We start from the raw sequence: 20,925 nt of genomic DNA on the forward strand, positions 1-20,925 counted from the left end.
GCCGGAAACAGGTATGAATCCCGCAACGTAACCCTTTTCCGGTGGAGTGACACGAATGAACGGCAAAGCCCTCCTCTCCCTCGTGGTGGCCGCGGCGCTCCTGGCGCCGACCGGCCCCGCGCAGGCATCTCCCGCTGAACCCGTCACGGTGGCTCCCGGCGTCACGCTGACGCAGCTCAGCCTCGGCGCGAAGGACTCGGACGACGTCTGGACCGTCCACGTGTACCTGCCGGCCACCATTGACGGCCCGCTCGACCGGGCCGCCACGGCGCTGGGCCCCAGGGAGATCGCCGACCGGGTCCACGCGGCCCTGGTCGAGAAGGGATTCGAACCCCGCATCGAGCAGGTCGTCATGCCCGCCTTCGCCGACCACCCCGGCGGCCCGCTGGGCTGGATCGTCCGCATCGGCCGGTACGCCACCGCCGACGAGGCCGCCGCCGAACTCGCCGAGGTCAAGGCGGCCGGTTTCGCCGGCGGCACCCGCTACACGGCGCAGGACGGCACCGACACCGGGGCGCCGCAGAAGGTCCACGTGCTCCGCGTGGACTTCCGCGACTTCCACGGCACGGTCGAGACCGGCTTCGGGCCCACGCTGAACGGGATGGAGACCCTCACCGACCTGGTCTCCTCGACCGGCGCGGTGGCGGGCATCAACGCCCAGTGGTTCCTCAACGGCTCACCCACCGGCCTGTACGTCAAGAACGGCAAGCTCATCGGCTCGGCCACCCAGGGCCGCGGCGGCATCAAGCTCACCAAGGGCGGGCGGCACGTGGAGGTCGACTCCTACACCGCCCACGTGACGCTCCGCGCCGGCCGCGCCACGGCCGAGATCGACGGCGTCAACCGGATGCCCGGCGAGGTCTGGAACTGCGGCGGCGTCGGCGGCGACCAGCCCACCGAGAAGCCGCAGCACGACTTCAAGTGCACCGACGACAGCGAGCTCGTCCGCTTCACCCCGGAGTGGGGGACGCCGCCGGCCGGTGAGGGCGCGGAGGCCGTACTGGACGCCCACGGCAAGGTCCTCGCGGTGAACGCGACGCGCGGCGCCGCCGTCCCGCCCGGCGGCTCCACCATCCAGGCCATCGGCGACAGCGCCGGCTGGCTGCTTGCGAACGTCAAGCCGGGCCGGCGGGTGACCGTCACCGAACGGGTCGAGGACGGCCGCGGCCACCAGGTACCGCTCACCAAGGACACCACGATCCTCCAGGTCGGCCCCACGCTCGTCCGCGACGGCCGGATCTCGGTCAACGCGGCCGCCGACGGCATCATCCGCGACGGCAGCGACCAGACGTTCACCTACAACTGGACCGTACGCGCCAACCCGCGCTCGATGATCGGCGTGGACCGCCAGGGCCGCCTGCTGCTCGTCGTCGTGGACGGCCGCCAGGACGGCTACAGCGAGGGCCTCGGCATCGCGCAGACGGCCGCGCTGATGAAGCGGCTGGGCGCGGTGCAGGCGCTCAACCTCGACGGGGGCGGATCCAGCGTCATGGCCACCGCCCGATCGGGCATCATCAACCGCCCGTCCGACGCCACCGGCCAGCGAGCCCTGGGCAACGTGTTCCTCATCCATAAGGGACGGTGATCGCGGCGGCCATCCGGGAGGGTGATCGGGGGCGTTTCTGTCGGTCCCGCTCGGAAGAATGGCCGCATGCTCTCCCCGCGTGCACTCAACCGCTCCACCCTCGCCCGCCAGTTCCTGCTGGGGCGGGAGGCCGTCGATGCCGGCGAGGCGGTTCGCCGGGTGGTGGGGTTGCAGGCACAGCATGCGGCCTCGCCGTACCTGGCCTTATGGAACCGCGTCGCCGGCTTCGACCCGGCCGATCTGGACGCGGCGTTCACCGAGCGCAAGATCGTCAAGGCCACGCTCATGCGGATCACGCTGCACGCCGTGCACGCCGACGATCACCCCTGCTTCCACGAGGCGATGCAGCCCACGCTGCGCGGCTCCCGGCTCGGTGACCGGCGCTTCACCGGCAGCGGCCTCACCGCGGCCGACGCCGACGCGCTGGTCGGCGACCTGCTGGCCTTCGCCGACCGGCCGCGTTCGACCGGCGAGCTTCGTGCGTGGATCGAGCAGCGGCTCGGCGTTCCGCCTCAGGGCGTGTGGTGGGCTTTGAAGAGCTTCGCGCCGCTGGTGCACGCGCCCACGGGCCCGCCGTGGTCGTTCGGCCTCCGCCCGGCCTACGTCGCCTCCGGCCTGCCGCCCACGCTCGGAGCGGACGCCGACCAGGCCCTGCAGACGCTCGTTCTGCGGTATCTAGCGGGGTACGGCCCCGCGTCGGCGCTCGACGTCGCCCAGTTCGCGCTGGTGACGAGGAAACGCGCCCGCGCCGCGCTGGACGCGGTCGCCGACCGGCTCGAGCGGCTGACCGGCCCGGGCGGCTCGGAGCTGTTCGACCTGCCCGGCGCGCCCCGCCCGGCCGAAGACACGCCCGCGCCTGCGCGGCTGCTGCCGATGTGGGACAACGTCCTGCTCGCCTACGCCGACCGCAGCCGGGTCGTCCCGCCCGAATACCGCGGGTTCGTCACCCGGCGCAACGGCGACGTCCTGCCGGCACTGCTGGTGGACGGCTACGTCGCCGGAGTCTGGCGACCGGTCGGCGGCGGGATCGAGGCCACCGCCTTCCACCGGCTGCCCGACGAGGCGTGGGCCGAGCTGGCCGCCGAGGCGGAGGCGCTGACGGCGCTCCTGGCCGGCCGTGACCCGGCCGTCTACCGCCGCTACGACCACTGGTGGTCGGACATGCCGGGCGCGCAGGTCCGGATGCTCCCGTAGAGGGGCGGCCATCAGCGGTGTCCGTGAGGGGCGGGCGTTTCGGGCGCGGTGGCGGCGGCGTTCGCCGGAAGCGGGTAGTCGTCCACGGCGATCGAGTCGTGCAGGCGGGCCTTTTTGCTGGCGAGGCGGGTCAGGGCGCGGCTGGGACCCGCAGGCAGGGCGGAGATCGAGCGGGCGCCCCGGGCCAGGCCCCACACCCCGAGGCGCGAGGCCGGGACGAGCGTGCGCGCGGCGCCCAGCGCGACGTCGCGGCTGCGGCGCACGTACTCGGCCATCGCGCGCTCGTACGCGGGAAAGGCGCGCTCGTGGTCACCGCCCGCCCTGGCGAGCTCCCCCGCGAGCACGTACGCGCCGACGACGGCCAGGCTGGTGCTGCCGCCGACGGCCGGGCCGGGGCAGTCGCCGGCGTCGCCGACGAGCGTCACCCGTCCGCGCGACCAGGTGTCCATGCGGAGCTGCGTGATCGAGTCGAAGTAGAACGCGGGAGCGCCGCCGAGCCCGGCCAGCCAGCCGTCCACCTCGGGGTGCATGCCCTGGAACGCCTTGCGCAGCAGCTCCTTCTGCCGGGGCACGTCACGGTGGTCGTAGTCGAGCCGCCCGCTGCGGAACAGGAACAGCACCCGGGCCTCGTCGAGGTGCCGCGCGCCGTACACGCCGGCGGTCCTGCCCACGCCGACGTGGATGCGCAGCTCGCCGTCGAGGTCGCGGCGGCCGGGCAGGGACAGCACCGCGAAGTACGCGCCGGCGAAAGCGCTCAAGGAGGACGTGTCGCCGAAGATGAGGCGGCGCACGCCGGAATGCAGCCCGTCCGCGCCCACGACGAGGCCGAAGCGGCGCGGCCCGCCGCGCTCGAAGCGCACCTCGCCGTCCGGCGAGATCGCGGTGATCGCGTCGCCGAAGACGTACTGGACGCCGTCGCGCGTCGCCTCGTGGTAGATCGCGGTCAGGTCGTCGCGCATGATCTCGACGTGCCGCGCGGACGTGGCGCGGAAGATCTTGCCGAGGTCGGCCCGTACGGCGCGCCGTGAGCCCTCGGGGTGGACGCTCATCCGGCTCGTGCCGGTGGCCCGCTCCGCAATGTGCGGCAGTACGCCCATCTTCTCCGAGATGTCCACCGCGGGCCGGAAGAGATCGACGGCGTGGCCGCCGGTCCTGCGCAGCTCCGGGGCGCGCTCGACGACGGTCACCGCGAAGCCGTTCCTGACCAGCCAGTACGCCGGCACCGGCCCGGCCACTCCGGCTCCGGAGATGAGAATCCGCACGTTGAATCGCCCCCTTTTCGCCGGGCATCGCGAGCATCGTGGAGCCAGTGTCATCTCCGAGGGCGTGGCAAGGATTGGACGAATGTTCCCGCCGGAAGCGCGCTCCGGGATTCGTGGGGCTGACCAGATCACGGCCCGAGGCCGGCGGGCCAGATCACGGGCCGAGGCCGGCGGTCTTCGCGGTCAAGAGCCGCTGTCGGCGGAGGTCAGGAAGTCCTGGAGCTCGCGGTGCCGGAACTGGTACGTGGCGCCGCTGACGCGCAGCAGCCGCGCCTCGCACGCCCAGTCGAGGAAGCTCCACAAGCGCAGCGGCAGCAGCCCGCGCGCCGCCGCGACGATGAGGCCGATCACGGTACGGGTCCAGGCGAGCGCGCCGAAGCTGAGCCCGAAGGCGACGCCGCCGACGACCGCGCACGCCAGCGACACGGCGAGGCTCTGGCTCATCACGAACACCAGGAAGGCCGCGACCCCGCCGGTGAGCCCGAAGGCCATCCCGATGGTGGGGTTGCGGTGCAGCGCCTCGCGCGGGTGCGCCAGCTCGGCGTCCATGCTCCACCCACCCGTAGTGATCGTGAAGACGACTCCGAGCGCGAACGCCAGCACGAACGCCCCGGCCACGCCCACGACCAGCGCCGCGGGTCCGGCGTGGGCAAGCCGGAGCGGGGCCAGTCCGGTGAGCGCGCCGCACAGCCCGAAGCCCATCAGCGTGACCGGCTCGGCACGGATCGCCTCGGCGACCGTCATGCGCCCGGCGCCCACCCGCCCGGCGGCGGTCAGCCCGATGACCGACCCCAGCGCCAGCCCGCCCGTGCCGCCCGCGACGACCGCGAAGAGCGGGCCGAAGACGTCGCCGCCGGTCAGCAGCAGCCCGGCCAGCCCGCCCAGCACACCGACCGGCAGCCCCGCCAGCCCGCCGAGCACCGCCCCCGTCACCCGCCTGCGGCGCGGCACGTTGGCCCGGCCGCCCGCGGCCGACGGCCACGGCGACAGCGACAGGCCGCTCACGATCACCACCCAGGACGCCATGATCGCCAGCGTCAAAGCCTGCTCTCCGCCCCCGGCCGCGCCAAGATCCGGCGCGCCGAGCGCCGAACCCGTCCAGAACGCGACCATCGCCACGATCGCGAGCGCCACCGCGCACAGGCCGTGCAACGCCCGTACCAGGAACCGCCCGCCGATCGGCCACAGCAGGTGGGGCACGATGTCGATGGCCGTCAGCCCGGGCGGCGGCCGGTCCGACCTCGCGCTGACGGCGGCCTGCCAGCGCAGGTGGGCAGCCAGCCGTTCAAGCCAGGCCCGCACCTGATCCGGCCGGTACGCGGCGCCGTGCGCGTCCCGGGGCGTCAGCCGGGTCGCCGCCGGGACGTACGCGTCGAGCAGCCGCCCGGCGATCGCGTCCGCCCCCTTGCGGTGGTCGGCGTGCGGATCGACGCGCAGCAGCTCGTCCGGGTCGGCGCCGGACTCCACGGCGGTGACGGTCAGCAGCAACCGCCACGGCGTGGCCAGCGCCAGGTGAACGGCTCGGCCGGCGGGTCCGGTGAGCGCCGCCTGAACGGCGTCGCGGTCGCCCGCGCAGGGGTGGCCGTCCGGCCAGCGGGCCTTCAGGTAGGCGGCGATCTGCTCCACGGTCAGGTCGTGGAGCCGGATCAAGGTGGCGTCGTCGAGCCAGACACCGGCCGCGCGCAGCTCGGCGTGGCGGTCGGCGCGGCAGGTGACGACCACCGCTCCGGCGCGGCGGCCGGACAGGTCGCTGTAGCGGTTGAGCTCGGCGAGCAGGCTCATCGCCCGGCGCGGGGGCCCGGCGGGCGGGCCGGGGTCCAGCTCGTCCAGGCCGTCCACCACCGGCAGCACCTTGCGGTCGTGTACGAGCCGGTGCGCGTCGTCCCCCGCCAGGCCGAAGTCTTGGACGAGCTGCTCGGCCAGCCAGCTCTCGAACGGCCTGCCCGGGGTCCAGCGGGCGGCGTTCAGGCGTACCGGGACCATGCGCGGGGGCTGACCGGTGGCCAGGGGGACTCCAGGAGCTGCAGCACCAGCTCGATGGCGAGGACCGTCTTGCCCGCGCCCGATTCGCCCACCACCAGCAGCCGATGGGGATGGAGATCGGTGAAGAACCGGCCGATCGTGTGCAGGTCGTCAGGGCCGGGAGCGGCGGCCTCGGTGTGGCCGGGGCTGAACGAGACCGGTGCGATGTCATAGCCGCCGAGCAACCCCTTGCGGGCCCGGTCCTCCTCGGGCAGCACCCGCCGTACCAGCAGCTCGACCGCCGCATCCCGCTCCTGCACCGCCCCCGCCCATGGCGCGGCGGGCACGGCCGGCGGGGAGGGACGGCCACACCGCCCCCGGACCGTCCCGCAGCAGCCGGACGCGCCTCGCCCGGAGCCGCTGGGTCCGCGGCGGTCGGAGGCGGCGCCGCGGCATCGGTACCGGCCGCAGGCGGTGAGTGCGGGGGAGCGGCACCTTGGATGAGGGCGGCGCGGGCGAGGCGCCACCGTTCCAGCTCCTCGGCGATCAGCTCCTCGGGATGATCGCAGGACCGCAGGCAGGCCGTGACGAACGCCCGTACGAACTCCCACCGCGGCAACCGATCCCGCTGCCGCAGCACGTGCGAGGTGGTGCTCTTGGGCAGCGCGTCCACCAGGGCGCCGTCGGCGGCGGGGATACGGCCGCCGAGCGCGCGCAGCCGGCTCAACGAGGGCTCACCCGCCCACTGCCGGAGAAGTACCAGCGCGGCGACGAACTCGGCCGCGGAGCCGGCCTGGGACGGGTCGGGCGGAAGTGGACGGTCCGCGCTCACCGTTCCTCCGTCCTGACCAGCGCCCACGTGAACGCCGCCCGCCCGCGTCGCGGCCACCGCCCGGGGACGCACACCCCCTCCAGCGTCTGGACGTGCCGCGACTCCATGAGGAAGTTGCGCGCCTCGTCGGCCTCCACCAGCTCCCGGCCCACCGCGATGGGCACGAACCCGTGCCGGGGAATGTAGACCCAGCGTCCACGATCCCAGTCGTAGGGGTCGAACCAGCGGTGCCGCACCGTCCCCGACATCCGCACCTGCGGCCCTTCCCTGGTCAGCACGAACGACCCCTGCGACCGCAGCAGGCTCATCCTGCTGACGTAGAACAGCTCGGTGCCGATGAAGGCGTTGATGCGGGCGTCCCAGTAGTCGTGCAGCCAGTCGGAGGCGTGGTCGTCCAGGGTCGCGGCCCGGCGCAGGAGCTGGCGTTCGAAGCGGCGCTGGTTCCTGCGCTCGGCCTTCTTGATCACCTTGAACGAGCGCAGCCAGCGCAGCGACATCGTCCTCGACTCGCCCGCGCCGTCCATGAAGTGCTGCAGGAAGTCGGAGGCGATGGGATGGAAGTCCCGTCCGCCCTCGATGATCGAGCGGAACAGCTCCACCAGTTCGGGCACCGGCTTGCCCGTCCGCCGCCGCAGCCCTCGCAGGAACATCCCGGCCCTTCCCCTGGTGAGATCGAGCGTCACGTACACGTCGGGCGGAACTCCTCCTCCGGGAGGAGGGTCTCCCATTCGGCGCGGGTGAGTGCCCGGCCCGCGTTGGCGCAGGCGGCGGCCACGAGGTCGGCGGGCATCCCGGTGTGCCACAGCCGCGCGGTGCCGTCGGTGGCGACCGAGGCCACCTTCGCGCCGTCGGCGGCGTAATCGAGCGCGATCACGCCGCCCGTGTGGCCGGTCATCGGGTGGCCGATGGGCCGGTACGTGCGCAGATCCCACAGCAGCACGTCACCGTTCCGCAGGCCGGTGGCCAGCACCTCGCCGTCGCGGCTGAACGCGAGCGCGTTGGGCGCGGCGTCCTCGGGGATCAATGCGACGCCTTTGACGCGGCGGTGCCGCACGTCCCACAGCCGCACGGCGTCGTCGGAGGCCGTGAACGCGAGCGTCCCGCCGTCGGGGCTGAAGGCCAGGCCGTTGACCAGCCCTCCGGCCGCGGCGGGCGGGCTGCCTTCGATGGGGCGGCGGGTGGCGACGTCGAAGAGCCGTACCCGCGAGTCGAGGCCCGCGCTCGCCAGCGTCCTGCCGTCGGGGCTGATGGCCATGCCGGTGATGACGTCGGTGTGACCGGGTACGCGGATGCGCGGCCCGATCTCGCGGCGGCTCGCGACGTCCCAGAACGCGATGGCCTGCTCGTGCTGGACGGCGGCGAACCTGCCGTCGGGGCTCAGCTCGGCCACCCCGCCGAACGCGGGGTCATGGGCGAGCACGCGGCGGCCGGCGACGTCCCAGACGCGCAGGCCGTCCGTGGCGGAGGTGAGGAGCGTGCGCCCGTCCGGCGTGAACGCGATCTTGTTGACGGTGCCCTCGGCGCCGGGCGCGAGCAGCGGGGGGCCGATGGGGCGCTGGGTGGCGGCGTCGTGCAGCCGTACAGCGGGGTCGTCGCCGGGGCCGCCGGTGGCCAGGATGCGGCCGTCGGGGCTGAGCGCGACCGCGCCGCCCGCGGGCGTCGGCGTGCCGATCTGCAGGTGGACCTGCGGGTCGGCGAGGCGTACCAGGCCGTCGTCGCCGGCCGCGGCGAGCAGCCTGCCGTCCGCGCTGAACGCCACCCGCCGTACGCTCATCGCGTTGTCCTGCAGCGCGGTCAGCTGCCGGCGGCTGGCCGTGTCCCACAGGACGGTACGGCCCGAGGCGCCGCCGGTGGCGATGCGGGTGCCGTCGGGGCTGAAGGCGATCGAAGAGAAGCCGGCCGTGCGGTCCTTCAGCACACCCGTGCGGCGGCCGGAGGTCACGTCCCAGAGCATCGCGCCGTCGCCACCCGCCGTGGCGAGCGTCTTGCCGTCCGGGCTGAACGCGATGTCGTCGAGGGGATGCCGTTGCGTGGCGAACGGCTCGCCCAGCGGGCGCCCGGTGGCGGGGTCCCACAGCCGTACGGACCGGCCCCGCGCGACGGCCAGGGTCTTGCCGTCCCGGGCGAACGCCACCCGGCGCACGGTGTTCCGCAGCTCCGGCCCGTGATCGGGGTGTCCCATGGCGGGGCCGCGCGGACGGTGGGTGGCGGCGTCCCATTGGCGTACGACCCCGGTGAAGTCGCCGGTCACGACCGCGGTGCCGTCGGGGCTGTAGGCGAGCGCCGAGACGACCCTTTCGTGCTTCAGCTCGGGGCCCAGCTCGCGGCGGGTGGCCGCGTCGTAGAAGCGGACGGTGCCCTGGCACGCGGTGGCCAGCGTGCGGCCGTCGGGGCTGAGCGCCACCTGGACGCCCGAGCACTCGTACGTCGCGCGGGTGATCGGCGCGCCGAGCTGCCTGCGGGTGGCGGTGTCCCACAGCCGCGCGGTGCCGTCCTCGCCGCCGGTCGCCACGGTGGAGCCGTCGGCGCTGAACGCCAGGGACCTCACGCCTCTGGTGTGCCCGGCGAGCCGGCCCCGCCCCGTGCCGGTGGCCGCCGACAGCAGGCGGTTGCGCGCCTCGTCGGTGGGTGCGATGGTCCAGGCGGCCACGGCGAGCATCGACGACAGCGCGGCATCGCCGGTGACCTCGCTCTGGGCGGCGAGCTGGCGGGAGATCGCCACCCTGCGCTGCCTGCCGGCCTCGCCGGCGGCGTTCACGGCGGTGGCGGCGGCGATGAGGGCGAGCACCGACAGCGTCGCCAGGCCGGTGACGGCGAGCCTGCGGCGGCGGCTCGCCCGCCGCTCTTGCCTGGTGGAGGCGGCGATGAAGCTCTCCACGACGGGCCCTGGAGGCGGGAAGCCGTCGGGGTCGCGCTCCCAGCGGGGCCGGCTGTCCTGCACGGCGAGCAGCCGCGCGCCGCGATAGAGGAACGCGGGATCGCGGTGGTTGCCGGCCCATTGGGCGGCCGCCTCCAGAAGCCGGTCGTAGACGGCCTGGGCGGCGAGGTCGGGTTCGAGCCACTGCCGCAGGGCGGGCCAGGCGGTCAGCAGCGCGTCGTGGGAGATCTCGGCGGTGTCCTCGTGCAGGGTGAGCAGCCGCCGGTCGGCGAACGCCGACAGCAGCGCCTCGACCTGCGCGCGCCGCTGCGGGGTGCGGGCGGAGGCGGCGGCGTGGATGTCGGCCAGCCGCGCACTGCGCCGGGCCACCTGACCGCCCGCGGTGATCAGGGTCAGGCGGCGGAAGATGCGCAGCGCGGCCTTGCGGTCCTCCGGGGCAGCCGGGCGAGCACCTCGTCGGCCGTGCGACGTACGGAGTCGCGGACCCGGCCGGACTCTTCGTAGCCGCGCAGGGTGAGCGTGCCGTTCGTGCGCCGTTCCCAGGTGTTGCGCAGCGCCTGCGAGAGCAGGGGCAGCGCGCCCGCGACGGGATGCTCGCCGGTGCCGGCGCGCAGCTCGGCGAGCATGGTCTCCACCAGCCCCGGCTCGATGCGCAGTCCTGCGGCCGCGGCCGGGCCGGTGATGGCCAGGCGCAGGTCCGCCTCCGCCATCGGCTCCACGATGACCTGGCCGTCCTGGATGGCCTCGGCGAAGCGCGGGTAGGCGGCGCAGCGATCCCAGTGGTCGGCGCGTACGCCGATGACCACGCCCGCGCCCTGCGGGCCCTGCGTGAGCGCGTGCAGGGTGGCGACGTACGCCTGCCGCTCGCGCTCGTCGGTCACCAGCGTGAACAGCTCCTCGAACTGGTCGGCTACCAGCAGCAGGCGCCCTGCCACCTCCGGCAGCAGGCCGCGCGGGCCGGCGCGCAGGCGCCCGGCCAGCGCCTCTGCGTCACCGCCGAACTCCTTGGCCCACGCCTCGGCGAGCGCGCGGAACGGCGTCGCGGTGGGCGTGGTGAGCAGGCACCGCCACTCCCGCTGCCCGGCGTGCGGCAGCTCGCCCTTGGCCACCGCGGGAAGCAGACCGGCACGTAACAGCGACGACTTTCCGACGCCCGAAGCGCCGGAGACGAGCAGGATCGCGCCGCGGCCGTCCACGCGGCGTCCGAGACGGTGGAGAAGATCGTGTACGGCGCGCGTGCGGCCGTAGAACAGCTCGGCGCTGCCCGCCTCGAACGGGGCGAGTCCCTGGTAGGGGCAGATCTCGCTGGGATGACCGCCCCGCTCGCTCATGGCGGTCATTCTGACAAAGGGGGCCACCGGCATCAAACGAGTTGCGTCCTAATGCTTCCAATATCGTCCGATGTCGTCCCATCCATGGTCTGAACGGCGCGAACGCGGTTCTGATGGACGTGCTGCCAGTTGATCGAGAGGCCCGGCGGCTGCGCCGGAGCCCTCCATGGGGGATCGCGGGAGACGAACTTGCATTCGGGTTTGCCTTCGGGACGCTGCGCTCTGCCCGACGCCGCGCGGGGAACCGGCGCCGCGCACGCGGTGGGCACGCTGCTACGGGGATGGCGCAAGCGGGCGCTGCTGACGCAGGAGCAGCTCGCCGAGAAGGCGGGGCTCAACGTCAGGACCGTACGAAGGCTGGAGAACGGCGGGCTGTGGCAGCCGCGCAGCAGGTCCGTCCTGCTGCTCGCGCAGGCACTTGAGCTGGGCGGCGAGGAACGCGAGCAGCTCGCCGCCGCCGCGCGTGGCCTGCCGGTCGCCGGGACCGGCGAGGTGGCCGCGCGCCCGATCGTGCCCCGGCAACTGCCCGCGGGGCTCGCGGCGCTGGCCGGTCGCGAGCGCGAGCTGGCCGTCGTCGAGGACGCGCACCGCGCGCGGACGGCGCTGGTCGTCGCCATCGACGGCATGGCGGGGACCGGCAAGACGGCGCTCGCCGTGCACGCCGCGCACCGGCTCGCACCCGGCTTTCCCGACGGCCAGCTCTACGTGGACCTGCACGGTCATGGCGCGGCCCCGGTCGAGCCGGGCGAGGCCCTGGCCCGCATGGTGCGCGCGCTCGGCGTGCCCGCCGAGGAGATTCCCGACCACGACGAGGACCGCGCCGCGTTCTACCGCAGCGTGCTGTCCGAGCGCAGGGTGCTGATCGTGCTGGACGACGCCGCAGGAGAGGATCAGGTCAAGCCGCTGCTGCCCGCCGGTCCCGGCTGCCGGGTGATCGTCACCGGCCGGGGGCGGCTGAGCGGGCTCGGGGACACGCGCGCCGTGTCGCTGGACGTGCTGCCCGCCCCGGCGGCGGTCGCGCTGTTCGCCGAGGTTGCCGGGCATGAACGGGCGGCGGGCGCGTCCCCCGGCGAGCTGGAGGAGGTCGCGGCCAGGTGCGGGTGGCTGCCGCTGGCTGTGCGCATCGCCGCCGAGCGGCTGCGGGCGCGGCCTACATGGAGCGTGCGCGACCTGCTCAAGCGGCTCGCCGGTGATCGGCTGGCCGAGCTGGCGGCGGGAGGGCACGACGTGGCCGCCGCCCTGGACCGCTCCTACGACCGGCTCCCCGCCGAGCTGCGGCGGGCGTACCGGCTGCTGGGGGCGCGCGCCGGCGACGGCGCCGACGACGGCGCCGACGACAGTGCAAACCTCGACTCGCGCACGGCCGCCGCGCTGCTGGGGACGAGCGCGCCGCACGCGGAGCGGCTGCTCGAACGGCTGCTGGACGCGCACCTGCTGCGGGAGTCCGCGCCCGGCCGCTACCGCTTCCACGACCTGGTACGGGACCACGCCTCGCGTTCGAGCCGGGTGGCCTAGCGCTCAGAGAAGGCGGCGGGGGCGGGGCTCGCGGCCGGGCGGCGTGGCGCTCAGGAGCGGGGGCGGGGCTCGCGGCCGGGCGGCTGGCGTACCTCCTGATCCGGCTCATGGCGCGGCGGGTTGGGCCGGGTGACCTCCTCGGCGCCCAGCTCGACCTCCTCGCCGTGGTGCAGCAGCGTGAGCGGTGGGCCTTCCAGCAGCCGGTACGTCGTCGCCTCCCGCGTCGCGCTGACCGACAGCCGGCTGCCGCGATAGCGCAGCCGGAAGCCGAGCCGGGTGATCCGGGAGGGCAGGCACGGCGAGAAGCGCAGCCGCCCGCCGACCGCGCGCATCCCGCCGAACCCCGACACCAGCGCGATCCACGCCCCCGCGAGCGAGGCCATGTGCACGCCGTCCACCGTGTTCTTCTCCAGGTCGTCGAGGTCCATCAGGGCGGCCTCGCCGAGGTAGCGGTAGGCCAGCTCCAGATGGCCGACCTCGGCGGCGATGACCGCCTGCGTGCAGGCCGACAGGGACGAGTCGCGCACGGTCAGCGCCTCGTAGTAGGCGAAGTTCCTGGCCTTCTGCTCGGGCGTGAACGCGTCGGGGCGCAGGTGCATGGCGAGCACGACGTCCGCCTGCTTGACCACCTGCCGGCGGTAGAGGTCGAAGTAGGGGAAGTGCAGCAGCAGCGGGTACTTGTCGGGTCCGGTCGCGTCGAAGTCCCACGGCGCGTGCCGGGTGAAGTCGTCGCTCTGCTGGTGCACGCCGAGCCGCTCGTCGTAGGGGACGGTCATCGCCTCCGCGCCCGCGCGCCAGCGGCGGATCTCCTCCTGGGTGACTCCGAGCTCGGCCGCCCGCTCCGGGTGACGCTCGGCCGCGGCGGCGGCCTCGCGGAGGTTCTGCTGGGTCAGCAGGTTCGTGTAGAGGTTGTTGTCGGCGACCGCGGTGTACTCGTCCGGACCGGTCACGCCGTCGATGCGATAGCGCCCGGTCGTGTCGTGGTGGCCGAGCGAGCACCACAGCCGGGCGGTCTCGACCAGCAGCGGCAGGCCGGTGTCCCGGTCGAACTCCTCGTCCTGACGGGCGTCCACGTACTGGGTGACCGCGTGCGCGATGTCGGCGTTGACGTGGAAGGCGGCGGTCCCGGCCGGCCAGTAGCCGGAGCACTCCTCGCCGTGGATGGTCCGCCAGGGGAAGGCGGCGCCGCGCAGTCCGAGCTGCCGTGCCCGCTCCCTGGCCAGGGGCAGCGTGGCGTACCGCCAGCACAGCGCGTCCGCGACGGCGCGGGGATAGGTGTAGGTGAGCACCGGCATGACGAAGATCTCGGTGTCCCAGAACGTGTGGCCGTCGTACCCGGAGCCGGTCAGGCCCTTGGCCGGGATCGGCCGCTTCTCCAGCCGCGCCGATGACTGCAGCAGGTGGAACATGCCGAACCGGACCGCCTGCTGCACCTCGTCGTCGCCCTCCACCTCCACGTCCGCGCCGTCCCAGAAGGCGTCGAGGAAACGCCGCTGGTCGGCGCAGAGCCCGTCCCAGCCGGTCAGCCGGGCCGCCGCCAAAGCCGCGGCCACCTGGTCGTGCAGGGCGGGCCGCGAGCGGCGGCGCGACCAGCCGTACGAGAAGAGCTTCACCACCCGCAGCGTCTGGCCGGGCGACAGGCGCGTGGCCACGGTCATCCGGCTGACGTCGTCGCCGCCCCGCCCCTCGGCCAGCGTCTCGTCCGGACCGTCGATCTCGTGCCACATGCCTGCCGCCAGGCGCAGGCCGCTGTCGCGGGTGCGGTGCACCATGATCGCCAGGCCGTCGTCGCTGGTGACGTTCTCCTCACCGATCAGCGGGGAGCGCAGCGGCGCGGCGGCTCGCGGGTCGCCGGAGGCCGGCGTGCCCATCTCGTTGGCGACCAGCTCCGACTGGACGACGACGCGGATCGGGCGGTCGACGGCCTGCACCTCGTACCGGATGGCGGCGACCGCGCGATGGGTGAACGACACCAGCCGCGTCGATCGGATGCGCACCGGCGTGCCGGTCGGTGAGCTCCAGTGCACGTTGCGGGTGAGCGTGCCCGCCCGCAGGTCGAGCACCCGCTCGTGCTCGTGGAGCGTGCCGTAGCGCAGGTCGAACGGCTCGTCCTCGACCAGCAGCCGGATCACCTTGCCGTTGGTGACGTTGACGACCGTCTGGCCGGACTCCGGGTAGCCGTAGCCGGCCTCCGCGTACGGCAGCGGGCGCAGCTCATAGAACCCGTTGAGGTACGTGCCCGGCTCGGCGTGCGGCTCGCCCTCGTCGAGGTTGCCGCGCAGCCCGATGTGCCCGTTGGACAGGGCGAACACCGACTCGGTCTGGGCCAGCACGCCCAGGTCCAGCCGCCGCTCCCGCAGGGCCCACGGCTCGATCGTGAACGCCGGATGCCGGATCATCGCGCGTCCTCGTGCGTCAGCAGCTCTCGCAGGTCGCCTACGACGACGTCGGCGCCGTCGGCGCGCAGCGCGTCCGCCTGGCCGGCGCGGTCGACACCGACCACGAACCCGAACCCTCCCGCGCGGCCCGCCGCCACCCCCGCCAGCGCGTCCTCGAACACCGCGGACTCGGCCGCCTTCAGCCCCAGCGCCTCGGCCGCCGCCACGTACATGTCGGGCGCCGGCTTGCCCGCCAGCCGCCGCTCTTTCGCCACGACGCCGTCGATCCTCGCCATGAACCTGTCGGCGATCCCCGCCGCCGCCAGCACCTGCGCGGTGTTGGCGCTCGACGACACCACCGCCGTGCGCAGCCCGGCCCGCCTGACCTCGTCCACGTACCGGACCGAGCCGGGGAACACCTGCACGCCGTCCCGCTCGATGACGGCCTGGACGAGCTCGTTCTTGCGGTTGCTCAGCCCCTGCACGGTCATCGCGCCCGGCGGGTCGCCGGGCGTGCCCTCGGGCAGGTCGATGCCGCGCGACCGCAGGAAGCTCCGCGCCCCGTCCGCGCGTTTCTTGCCGTCCACGTAGCGGTCGTAGTCGGCGACCTTGTCGAACGGCACGAACGGCGTGCCCGTCTTGGCGGCCCACGCGCGGAGGAACTCGTCGAACATCGATTTCCACGCGGCGGCGTGGACGGTGGCCGTGCGCGTCAGCACGCCGTCCATGTCGAACAGGCAACCGCGAATTCCCTCAGGCAACCCCAGCATGCGCTCCTCCGGCCCCGGCATCTACCCGCCCGACCTGCGAATATCCCGCCCGAGGGCTGCTGAGGCCGGGAGGGTTTGCCGCATCGTTTTTCCGATGCCGGCCTACCAGCACGTGGTGGCCACGTCGCCCAACGCCTACGGCATCGGCCTCGGCGACGAGGCGTTGCGCTCTCGGGCGTCCTGCGCACGGGTGTACGGATGCGCGGTGACCTGGAAGGCACCGTCTGATGGCGCCGGCCGGGACCGACGCCCACGCCATCACCGTCCACCTCGACCGGCTCCTGGCCGAACCGGAGTGCGGCAGGCCGAGAGCGCGCCGGTCATCAGGGTCGGCAAGCGGGTGGCCGCCGTCCGGCCGTCAGTGACCTTTCCGGCCGGGGCGCGGTTGCGGGAGGATTTTCAGGGTGACGTTCAGGCCGGAGGTGCCCCATGGATGGCGAGCCCAGGATGATCCTGCTGTGCGGGTTGCCCGGCTCGGGCAAGACGACGCTGGCCAAGCGGCTGGCGCGCGAGATCCCCGCCGTGCGGCTGTCCCCGGACGAGTGGCTGGCGGACCTCGGCATCGACCTGTTCGACGAGCCCACGCGGGCCCGGCTGGAGCGGCGGTTCACCGTCCACACCCAGGATCTGCTGCGGCTCGGACAGAGTGTGGTGCTGGAGTCCGGGTTCTGGACGCGGGCCGAGCGCGACGAGATGCTGGCGGTGGGGCGCGCCCTCGGCGTTCGCACCGAGTTGCGTTACCTCACCGCGCCGTTCGAGGAGCTGTGGCGGCGCGTCGATGCCCGGAACCGGGAGCGAGTGCCGGGGACGGCGCCGATCAGCCGCGAGGCGATGGAGAGGTACGCCAAGATCTTCCAGGCTCCCGGCGATGACGAGCTCGCGCTCTTCGACGACCCACCCCGCGAGACGGCGCGTCGTGGTGATACGGCCTGCTAACGGCTCGCGAGTGCCTTTCCTGCGGTGATGATGCCGGTCAGCGCCGACCGTACGTCGTGCAGCTCGGCGATCTGCGTGTCGATGCGCTGTAGCTCGCGTTCGAACTCGGCGATGAGGTCCTCACAGCCGGGCGCCAGGAACTCGCCGTCGGCCACCATGCAGGGCAGGATCTCGCGGACCATGTCGCTGTTGAGCCCCGCCGCGAGCAGGATCCGGATGCGGCGCACGGTCTCGACGTGCTCTTCGGTGTAGACGCGGTAGCCGGCGGACGTACGTTCGGGGACCAGCAGCCCCTTCTCCTCGTAGTAGCGCAGCGCACGGGCGCTCACCCCCGTACGCCGGGCCAGAGCACTGATCCGCACCTGCCGCCGCCTCCCAGCTTGACCTTCACGCCAACGTGAACGTTTAGCGTAACGGCGAACTTCGGCGTCAACGAATGACGGGGGATCACCACCATGACTCAGCAGCTTTCGCATGCCCCGGTGTCCGTGCTCGGCATGGGGCCGATGGGACGGGCGATCGCCGGGGCGTTCCTCGCCGCCGGCCACCCGACCACCGTGTGGAACAGAACGGCGGGCAAGGCGGGCGAGCTCGTCGCCCGCGGCGCGGTACTCGCCGACGGCCCGCTGGCCGCGCTCGACGCCGCCGAACTGGCCATCGTCTGCGTCATCGACGCGAACGCCGTGGAGGCCATCCTCGACCAGGCGCGGGCCGAGTCCGGCGGGCCGCTGCCCGCGACCACGCTGGTGAACCTCACCTCGGACGGGCCAGGACGCGCGCGCGAGCTGGCCGCCAAGGCGAACGACCTGGGCGTACGCTATCTCGACGGCTCGATCATGACTCCCGCGGCGGCCATCGGCACGGAGGCGACGCGCGTCCTCTACAGCGGCCCCGCCGGCCTCTTCGAGCGCCACCGGCCCACGCTGGCGGCGCTGGGCGGCGCGGCCGTGCACCTCGGGGACGACCCCGGCAGGGCGGCGAGCTTCGACGTCGCTCTGCTGAACCTGTTCTGGACCTCGATCGCCGGGCTGATGCACTCGTTCGCGCTCGCGGCCCGGCAGAACGTGCCGGCCACCGCGCTCGCGCCGCACGCCCAGCAGATGGCGGGCCTGGTCGCCGAGCTGCTGCCCGGACTCGCCGCCGACATCGACGCGGGACGCTTCTCCGGGGCGGACTCGGCCTCCCTGACGTCGGTGGCCGCGAGCCTCGACCACATCGTCCACGTCCTGGAGGAGACCGGGATCTCCGCGACGCTCACCCGCACCGCCAAGGGCACCGTGGACGCCGCCATCTCGGCCGGACACGGCGGCGACGCCCCGGTCCGCCTCGCCGAGTTCCTGAGCAGGACCTGACGACCGGAGGAGCAGCGCGGTCGCCGGCTTGACCGTCGCGACCGCGAGCGACCCGGTCGGTGGGGGTGCGGCCGAACGGGGACGTCACCGGCTCATTGCGCGCCGGCCATCGACGCGGCCCGGCGCGCATGGACATTCCACGAGGAATCTCGTTATCGTCCGCGGGTCCGTCCCCGCCCGAGCCGCCGCGTCCCCGGAGGTCCGCATGGTCTCCTCGCCCGCCCACGAGAGACGGCAGGTGCGGCGAAGGATCTCCGGCCTCGCCGGTCCCCTGTTCGTGGCCGGGTCGCTGAACTTCGCCGCCCAGCTCGGCGTCATCGCCGTTCTCGGGCGCATGGGGGAGAGGCGATCTACGTACGCTCCCTGTACCAGCCGGTCAGCCTCATCGTCCTCGCCCTGAGCGTGGGCTTCGCGGTCAGCAACCAGGTCGCCGCCGCGATCAGCAAAGGGGCCGGACGTCCCCAGGACGTCATGGCGAACGCGGCCGGCCTGGCCCGAGTGTGGCTCGGCCTCGGCGCGGCCCTGTGCCTCGTCCTCGCGGTCGCCGCGCCCGCCCTGCCCGGTCTGCTTGACGTGGACGCCGGGTTGCGGGACACGTTCGTCTCCTTCCTGCGCTGGACCAGCGCCGCGGGTCTGCTGATCGCCGGGGAGGAGCTGTGCGCGTCCAGCCTGCGCGGCTACGGGTACGTACGGCAGGCCACCGTCCTGGTCGCCTGCACGGCGGGCGTGCGGGTCGGCCTCGTGGCCGGGCTCGGGCTCGGCACCGGCATCGGGATCGCGGCGGTGCCCGTCGCCGAGGCGGCGGCCGCTGTGACCGGCCTGGCCATGGGCTGTGCGCTGCTGCGCCGCACCGAGCTGTGGCATCCGGCGGCCGTACGCGTCTGGCGGCGCGAGGTGCTCGCCGACCTGCGCCGGATCGGCGTGCCCATCGCGCTGTCCTTCCTCGTGATCTCCGCGTACAACCTCGCGGCCATCGGCGTACTCGGAGACTACGGGGAGAACGCCGTTGCCGGGTTCACGGTCGTCGCGACCATCCAGAACGTCGTGCTGCTGCCGGGCATGGCCCTGGGCACGGCCACGGCGATCATCATCAACCAGCAGCGCGGCGCGGGCGAACGGCGGCGGCTGGGTACCTCGATGCGCGGCGGCATCGAGGCCACCGTCGTGACGTACGTGGCGATCGCGGCCCTGGTGTGGTCGCTGCACGACCCGCTGGCCCGGCTGATCGGCGGTGACGCGGGGGTGGCCGTGGAGGCGGGCGCCTACCTGGGGGCCGTGGCGCTCACGTACGCCGTCCAAGGGCCCGTGCTCGCCGCGCTGACCATCATGGAGGAGACCGGCGGCGGCTTCCTGGCCATCGCGCTCAACGCGATCTACTTCGGCCTGATCGTCGCGACCGGCGCGGCGGCGGCACGCGCCACGGGCAGCGCGGACGGCTTCTACGCCGCGGTGGCGTGGTGCAACCTGATCGGCGTGACGGTGCCGCTCGTGGCCGTACGCCACGTACGGCGGCTGGCGGTGTACGGCGTGAACCGCGCTGGTTCACCATGACCACGACAGCGGAGCGGAGCGCCGGCGCGGCGCAGCGCATTTCAGCGTGCGGCGCGTTCACCTGGAGCTCGGCGGCTGAGCGGGGCCGAGGACGGCGGGGGTGACCAGGGCGCGGGCGGCGGCGGCGAAGTAGTCGGCGGAGGCGTTCTCGGCGAGGCCGAGGATGACGCCCTGGCTCAGGCCGACCAGCAGCGCGCGCAGGGCGGTGGCCAGCCGGTGCGCCTGGGCCGGGGTGAGGGCGTGCCCGTCGTGGGACCTGCCGGACAGCAGCGCGGTCAGGCGTTCCTCGTGCGCCCGTACGGAGGCGGCGAGCTTGGACCGTAGCCCGGGGTCGCGCAGCGCCAGGTCCTGGAGGCTGATCTCGAACGACAGCCGGCGCAGCGCGTCGGGGTCGTCGCACGTGCGGCGGTAGTGGCGGGCGAAGACCTCCACCGTCTCGGCCACGCCCATCTCGGGGGAGACCGCCTGCTCGATGCCGTCGTAGTGCGGGGCGAGGTAGTCCGTGACCAGGGCGATGAGCAGGTCGTTCTTGCTGCCGAAGAGCGAGTAGACGGCGCCGGTGGTCAGGCCGGCCTGCTCGGCGATCTCGTCCAGGCGGGCGCGGTGGCCGTCGCGGGCGACGATGCGGTGCGCGGCCTCCAGCAGGGCCCGGCGGTTGCGGTCCTTGGTCTCCGCCCTTGTTTTTCTCATAATCCCATTATTACCGTAATCTCGTTATCAAGACGCCTATGAGGAAGAAGCGACCACGTGGACATCACCACCGCCATCGCCGCCGAACGTACTGAGCTGGCGGAACTCCTGGACGACCTCTCACCGGCCCAGTGGGACGCGCCGACCCTGTGCACCGGCTGGCGGGTACGGGAGGTCGCGGCGCACATGTCGATGGGCTTCAGGTACTCGCTGCCGAAGATGGCCTGGGAGCTGGTCAAGGCAGGAGGCGGCGTCAACAGGATGGCCGACCGCCGCGCCCGCCTCGACGCCGCCGCCATGTCCACGGCGGAGCTGGCCGGCGCGATCCGCGACAACGCCCGCCACCCCTGGAGGCCGCCGGTCGGCGGGATCGCGGCGGCGCTGGGGCATGACGTGGTGCACGGCCTGGACATCTCCGTCGCGCTCGGGCTCGGCCGCCGCGTTCCCGAGGAGCGCGTGCGCGTCCTGTTGGAGCAGGTCAGGCCCTTCACGCTGCGCTTCTTCGGCGCGAAGCTCGACGGGGTGCGGCTGTGCGCCGACGACCTCGACTGGTCGTACGGTGACGGCGTCCCGCTGATCGGCTCGGCGCAGGACCTGCTCCTGCTCACGTACGGCAGGAAGCTGCCGCCCGGCCACCTGCGGGGGGAGGCGAGCGATCGCTACGTCGCCGGCTGAGGCGGGCGTACGCG

16 protein-coding genes and 1 pseudogene are annotated in these 20,925 nt (G+C 73.7%); 7 read left to right on the plus strand and 10 right to left on the minus strand.

Annotated elements, in window-relative coordinates; translation table 11 throughout:
- Positions 1-55: 55 nt before the first annotated feature.
- Positions 56-1,585, plus strand: coding sequence for a phosphodiester glycosidase family protein (locus tag WBK31_RS14715; RefSeq protein ID WP_364050765.1), 1,530 nt, complete (start codon positions 56-58; stop codon positions 1,583-1,585).
- A 66-nt stretch (positions 1,586-1,651) separates the two neighbouring features.
- Entirely contained in the window at positions 1,652-2,779 is a 1,128-nt protein-coding gene (locus WBK31_RS14720; RefSeq protein WP_364050768.1) for a winged helix DNA-binding domain-containing protein, read from the plus strand.
- Between the two features lie 11 nt (positions 2,780-2,790).
- Here the strand turns inward: WBK31_RS14720 and WBK31_RS14725 are convergent, their stop codons facing one another.
- The 6 genes and pseudogenes from WBK31_RS14725 to WBK31_RS14750 all read right to left on the minus strand — a co-directional run.
- Positions 2,791-4,041: an FAD-dependent monooxygenase gene (locus WBK31_RS14725; RefSeq protein WP_406675037.1), complete on the minus strand. Its 1,251-nt coding sequence runs from the start codon at positions 4,039-4,041 to the stop codon at positions 2,791-2,793.
- A gap of 183 nt (positions 4,042-4,224) precedes the next feature.
- The gene (locus WBK31_RS14730; protein ID WP_406675038.1) at positions 4,225-6,024 is read right to left on the minus strand and encodes a hypothetical protein; all 1,800 of its coding nucleotides are present in this window, start codon (positions 6,022-6,024) and stop codon (positions 4,225-4,227) included.
- Positions 6,006-6,350 carry a hypothetical protein gene (locus tag WBK31_RS14735; protein WP_406675039.1) on the minus strand — a complete coding sequence of 115 codons (345 nt, stop codon included), beginning with the start codon at positions 6,348-6,350 and terminating at the stop codon, positions 6,006-6,008. The genes WBK31_RS14730 and WBK31_RS14735 overlap by 19 nt, the downstream gene beginning before the upstream one ends.
- A gap of 481 nt (positions 6,351-6,831) precedes the next feature.
- The gene (locus tag WBK31_RS14740) at positions 6,832-7,524 is read right to left on the minus strand and encodes a hypothetical protein (protein WP_364050774.1); all 693 of its coding nucleotides are present in this window, start codon (positions 7,522-7,524) and stop codon (positions 6,832-6,834) included.
- Positions 7,515-9,494, minus strand: a complete 1,980-nt coding sequence (locus WBK31_RS14745; protein WP_406675497.1) for a WD40 repeat domain-containing protein — start codon at positions 9,492-9,494, stop codon at positions 7,515-7,517. Before WBK31_RS14745 ends, WBK31_RS14740 begins: the two co-directional genes overlap by 10 nt.
- Before the next feature lie 375 nt (positions 9,495-9,869).
- A pseudogene (locus WBK31_RS14750) lies at positions 9,870-11,077 on the minus strand (ATP-binding protein); the annotation flags it as partial.
- A 168-nt stretch (positions 11,078-11,245) separates the two neighbouring features.
- On the opposite strand from WBK31_RS14750, the gene WBK31_RS14755 reads away from it, so the two are divergent.
- On the plus strand, positions 11,246-12,559 hold the full coding sequence (locus tag WBK31_RS14755; protein ID WP_406675040.1) for an NB-ARC domain-containing protein: 1,314 nt from the start codon (positions 11,246-11,248) through the stop codon (positions 12,557-12,559).
- Positions 12,560-12,609: 50 nt separating this feature from the next.
- Here WBK31_RS14755 and WBK31_RS14760 read toward each other — a convergent pair whose 3' ends face one another.
- Together WBK31_RS14760 and WBK31_RS14765 are read right to left on the minus strand one after the other, a co-directional pair.
- A complete protein-coding gene (locus WBK31_RS14760; RefSeq protein WP_406675041.1) occupies positions 12,610-14,958 on the minus strand; it encodes a glycoside hydrolase family 65 protein in 2,349 nt (782 codons plus the stop codon).
- Complete coding sequence (locus tag WBK31_RS14765; RefSeq protein ID WP_406675042.1) at positions 14,955-15,707, minus strand: beta-phosphoglucomutase family hydrolase; 753 nt, start codon at positions 15,705-15,707, stop codon at positions 14,955-14,957. The genes WBK31_RS14760 and WBK31_RS14765 overlap by 4 nt, the downstream gene beginning before the upstream one ends.
- 429 nt (positions 15,708-16,136) lie before the next feature.
- Here WBK31_RS14765 and WBK31_RS14770 point away from each other — a divergent pair, with 429 nt between their 5' ends.
- Complete coding sequence (locus WBK31_RS14770; protein WP_364050789.1) at positions 16,137-16,643, plus strand: AAA family ATPase; 507 nt, start codon at positions 16,137-16,139, stop codon at positions 16,641-16,643.
- Here the strand turns inward: WBK31_RS14770 and WBK31_RS14775 are convergent.
- Positions 16,640-17,005, minus strand: a complete 366-nt coding sequence (locus WBK31_RS14775) for a MerR family transcriptional regulator (RefSeq protein ID WP_364050792.1) — start codon at positions 17,003-17,005, stop codon at positions 16,640-16,642. The genes WBK31_RS14770 and WBK31_RS14775 overlap by 4 nt on opposite strands.
- A gap of 93 nt (positions 17,006-17,098) precedes the next feature.
- On the opposite strand from WBK31_RS14775, the gene WBK31_RS14780 reads away from it, so the two are divergent.
- Positions 17,099-17,995: an NAD(P)-binding domain-containing protein gene (locus WBK31_RS14780; protein ID WP_364050795.1), complete on the plus strand. Its 897-nt coding sequence runs from the start codon at positions 17,099-17,101 to the stop codon at positions 17,993-17,995.
- A 402-nt stretch (positions 17,996-18,397) separates the two neighbouring features.
- A complete protein-coding gene (locus WBK31_RS14785) occupies positions 18,398-19,546 on the plus strand; it encodes an MATE family efflux transporter (protein WP_406675043.1) in 1,149 nt (382 codons plus the stop codon).
- Between the two features lie 57 nt (positions 19,547-19,603).
- Here the strand turns inward: WBK31_RS14785 and WBK31_RS14790 are convergent, their stop codons facing one another.
- On the minus strand, positions 19,604-20,236 hold the full coding sequence (locus WBK31_RS14790; protein WP_378789100.1) for a TetR/AcrR family transcriptional regulator: 633 nt from the start codon (positions 20,234-20,236) through the stop codon (positions 19,604-19,606).
- A gap of 57 nt (positions 20,237-20,293) precedes the next feature.
- On the opposite strand from WBK31_RS14790, the gene WBK31_RS14795 reads away from it, so the two are divergent.
- A complete protein-coding gene (locus tag WBK31_RS14795) occupies positions 20,294-20,911 on the plus strand; it encodes a maleylpyruvate isomerase family mycothiol-dependent enzyme (protein ID WP_406675044.1) in 618 nt (205 codons plus the stop codon).
- Positions 20,912-20,925 lie beyond the last annotated feature (14 nt).

It is taken from the genome of Nonomuraea sp. N2-4H (assembly GCF_045291505.1).
Taxonomy (GTDB): domain Bacteria; phylum Actinomycetota; class Actinomycetes; order Streptosporangiales; family Streptosporangiaceae; genus Nonomuraea; species Nonomuraea fastidiosa.

Excerpts from the sequence above, each read along its gene's own strand:
- WBK31_RS14715 (WP_364050765.1), top strand. The coding sequence starts at position 56 with ATGAACGGCAAAGCCCTCCTCTCCCTCGTGGTGGCCGCGGCGCTCCTG.
- WBK31_RS14720 (WP_364050768.1), top strand. The coding sequence starts at position 1,652 with ATGCTCTCCCCGCGTGCACTCAACCGCTCCACCCTCGCCCGCCAGTTC.
- WBK31_RS14730 (WP_406675038.1), bottom strand. The coding sequence starts at position 6,024 with ATGGTCCCGGTACGCCTGAACGCCGCCCGCTGGACCCCGGGCAGGCCG.
- WBK31_RS14745 (WP_406675497.1), bottom strand. The coding sequence starts at position 9,494 with ATGCTCGCCGTGGCCGCCTGGACCATCGCACCCACCGACGAGGCGCGC.
- WBK31_RS14760 (WP_406675041.1), bottom strand. The coding sequence starts at position 14,958 with ATGATCCGGCATCCGGCGTTCACGATCGAGCCGTGGGCCCTGCGGGAG.
- WBK31_RS14765 (WP_406675042.1), bottom strand. The coding sequence starts at position 15,707 with ATGCTGGGGTTGCCTGAGGGAATTCGCGGTTGCCTGTTCGACATGGAC.
- WBK31_RS14770 (WP_364050789.1), top strand. The coding sequence starts at position 16,137 with ATGGATGGCGAGCCCAGGATGATCCTGCTGTGCGGGTTGCCCGGCTCG.
- WBK31_RS14780 (WP_364050795.1), top strand. The coding sequence starts at position 17,099 with ATGACTCAGCAGCTTTCGCATGCCCCGGTGTCCGTGCTCGGCATGGGG.
- WBK31_RS14790 (WP_378789100.1), bottom strand. The coding sequence starts at position 20,236 with ATGAGAAAAACAAGGGCGGAGACCAAGGACCGCAACCGCCGGGCCCTG.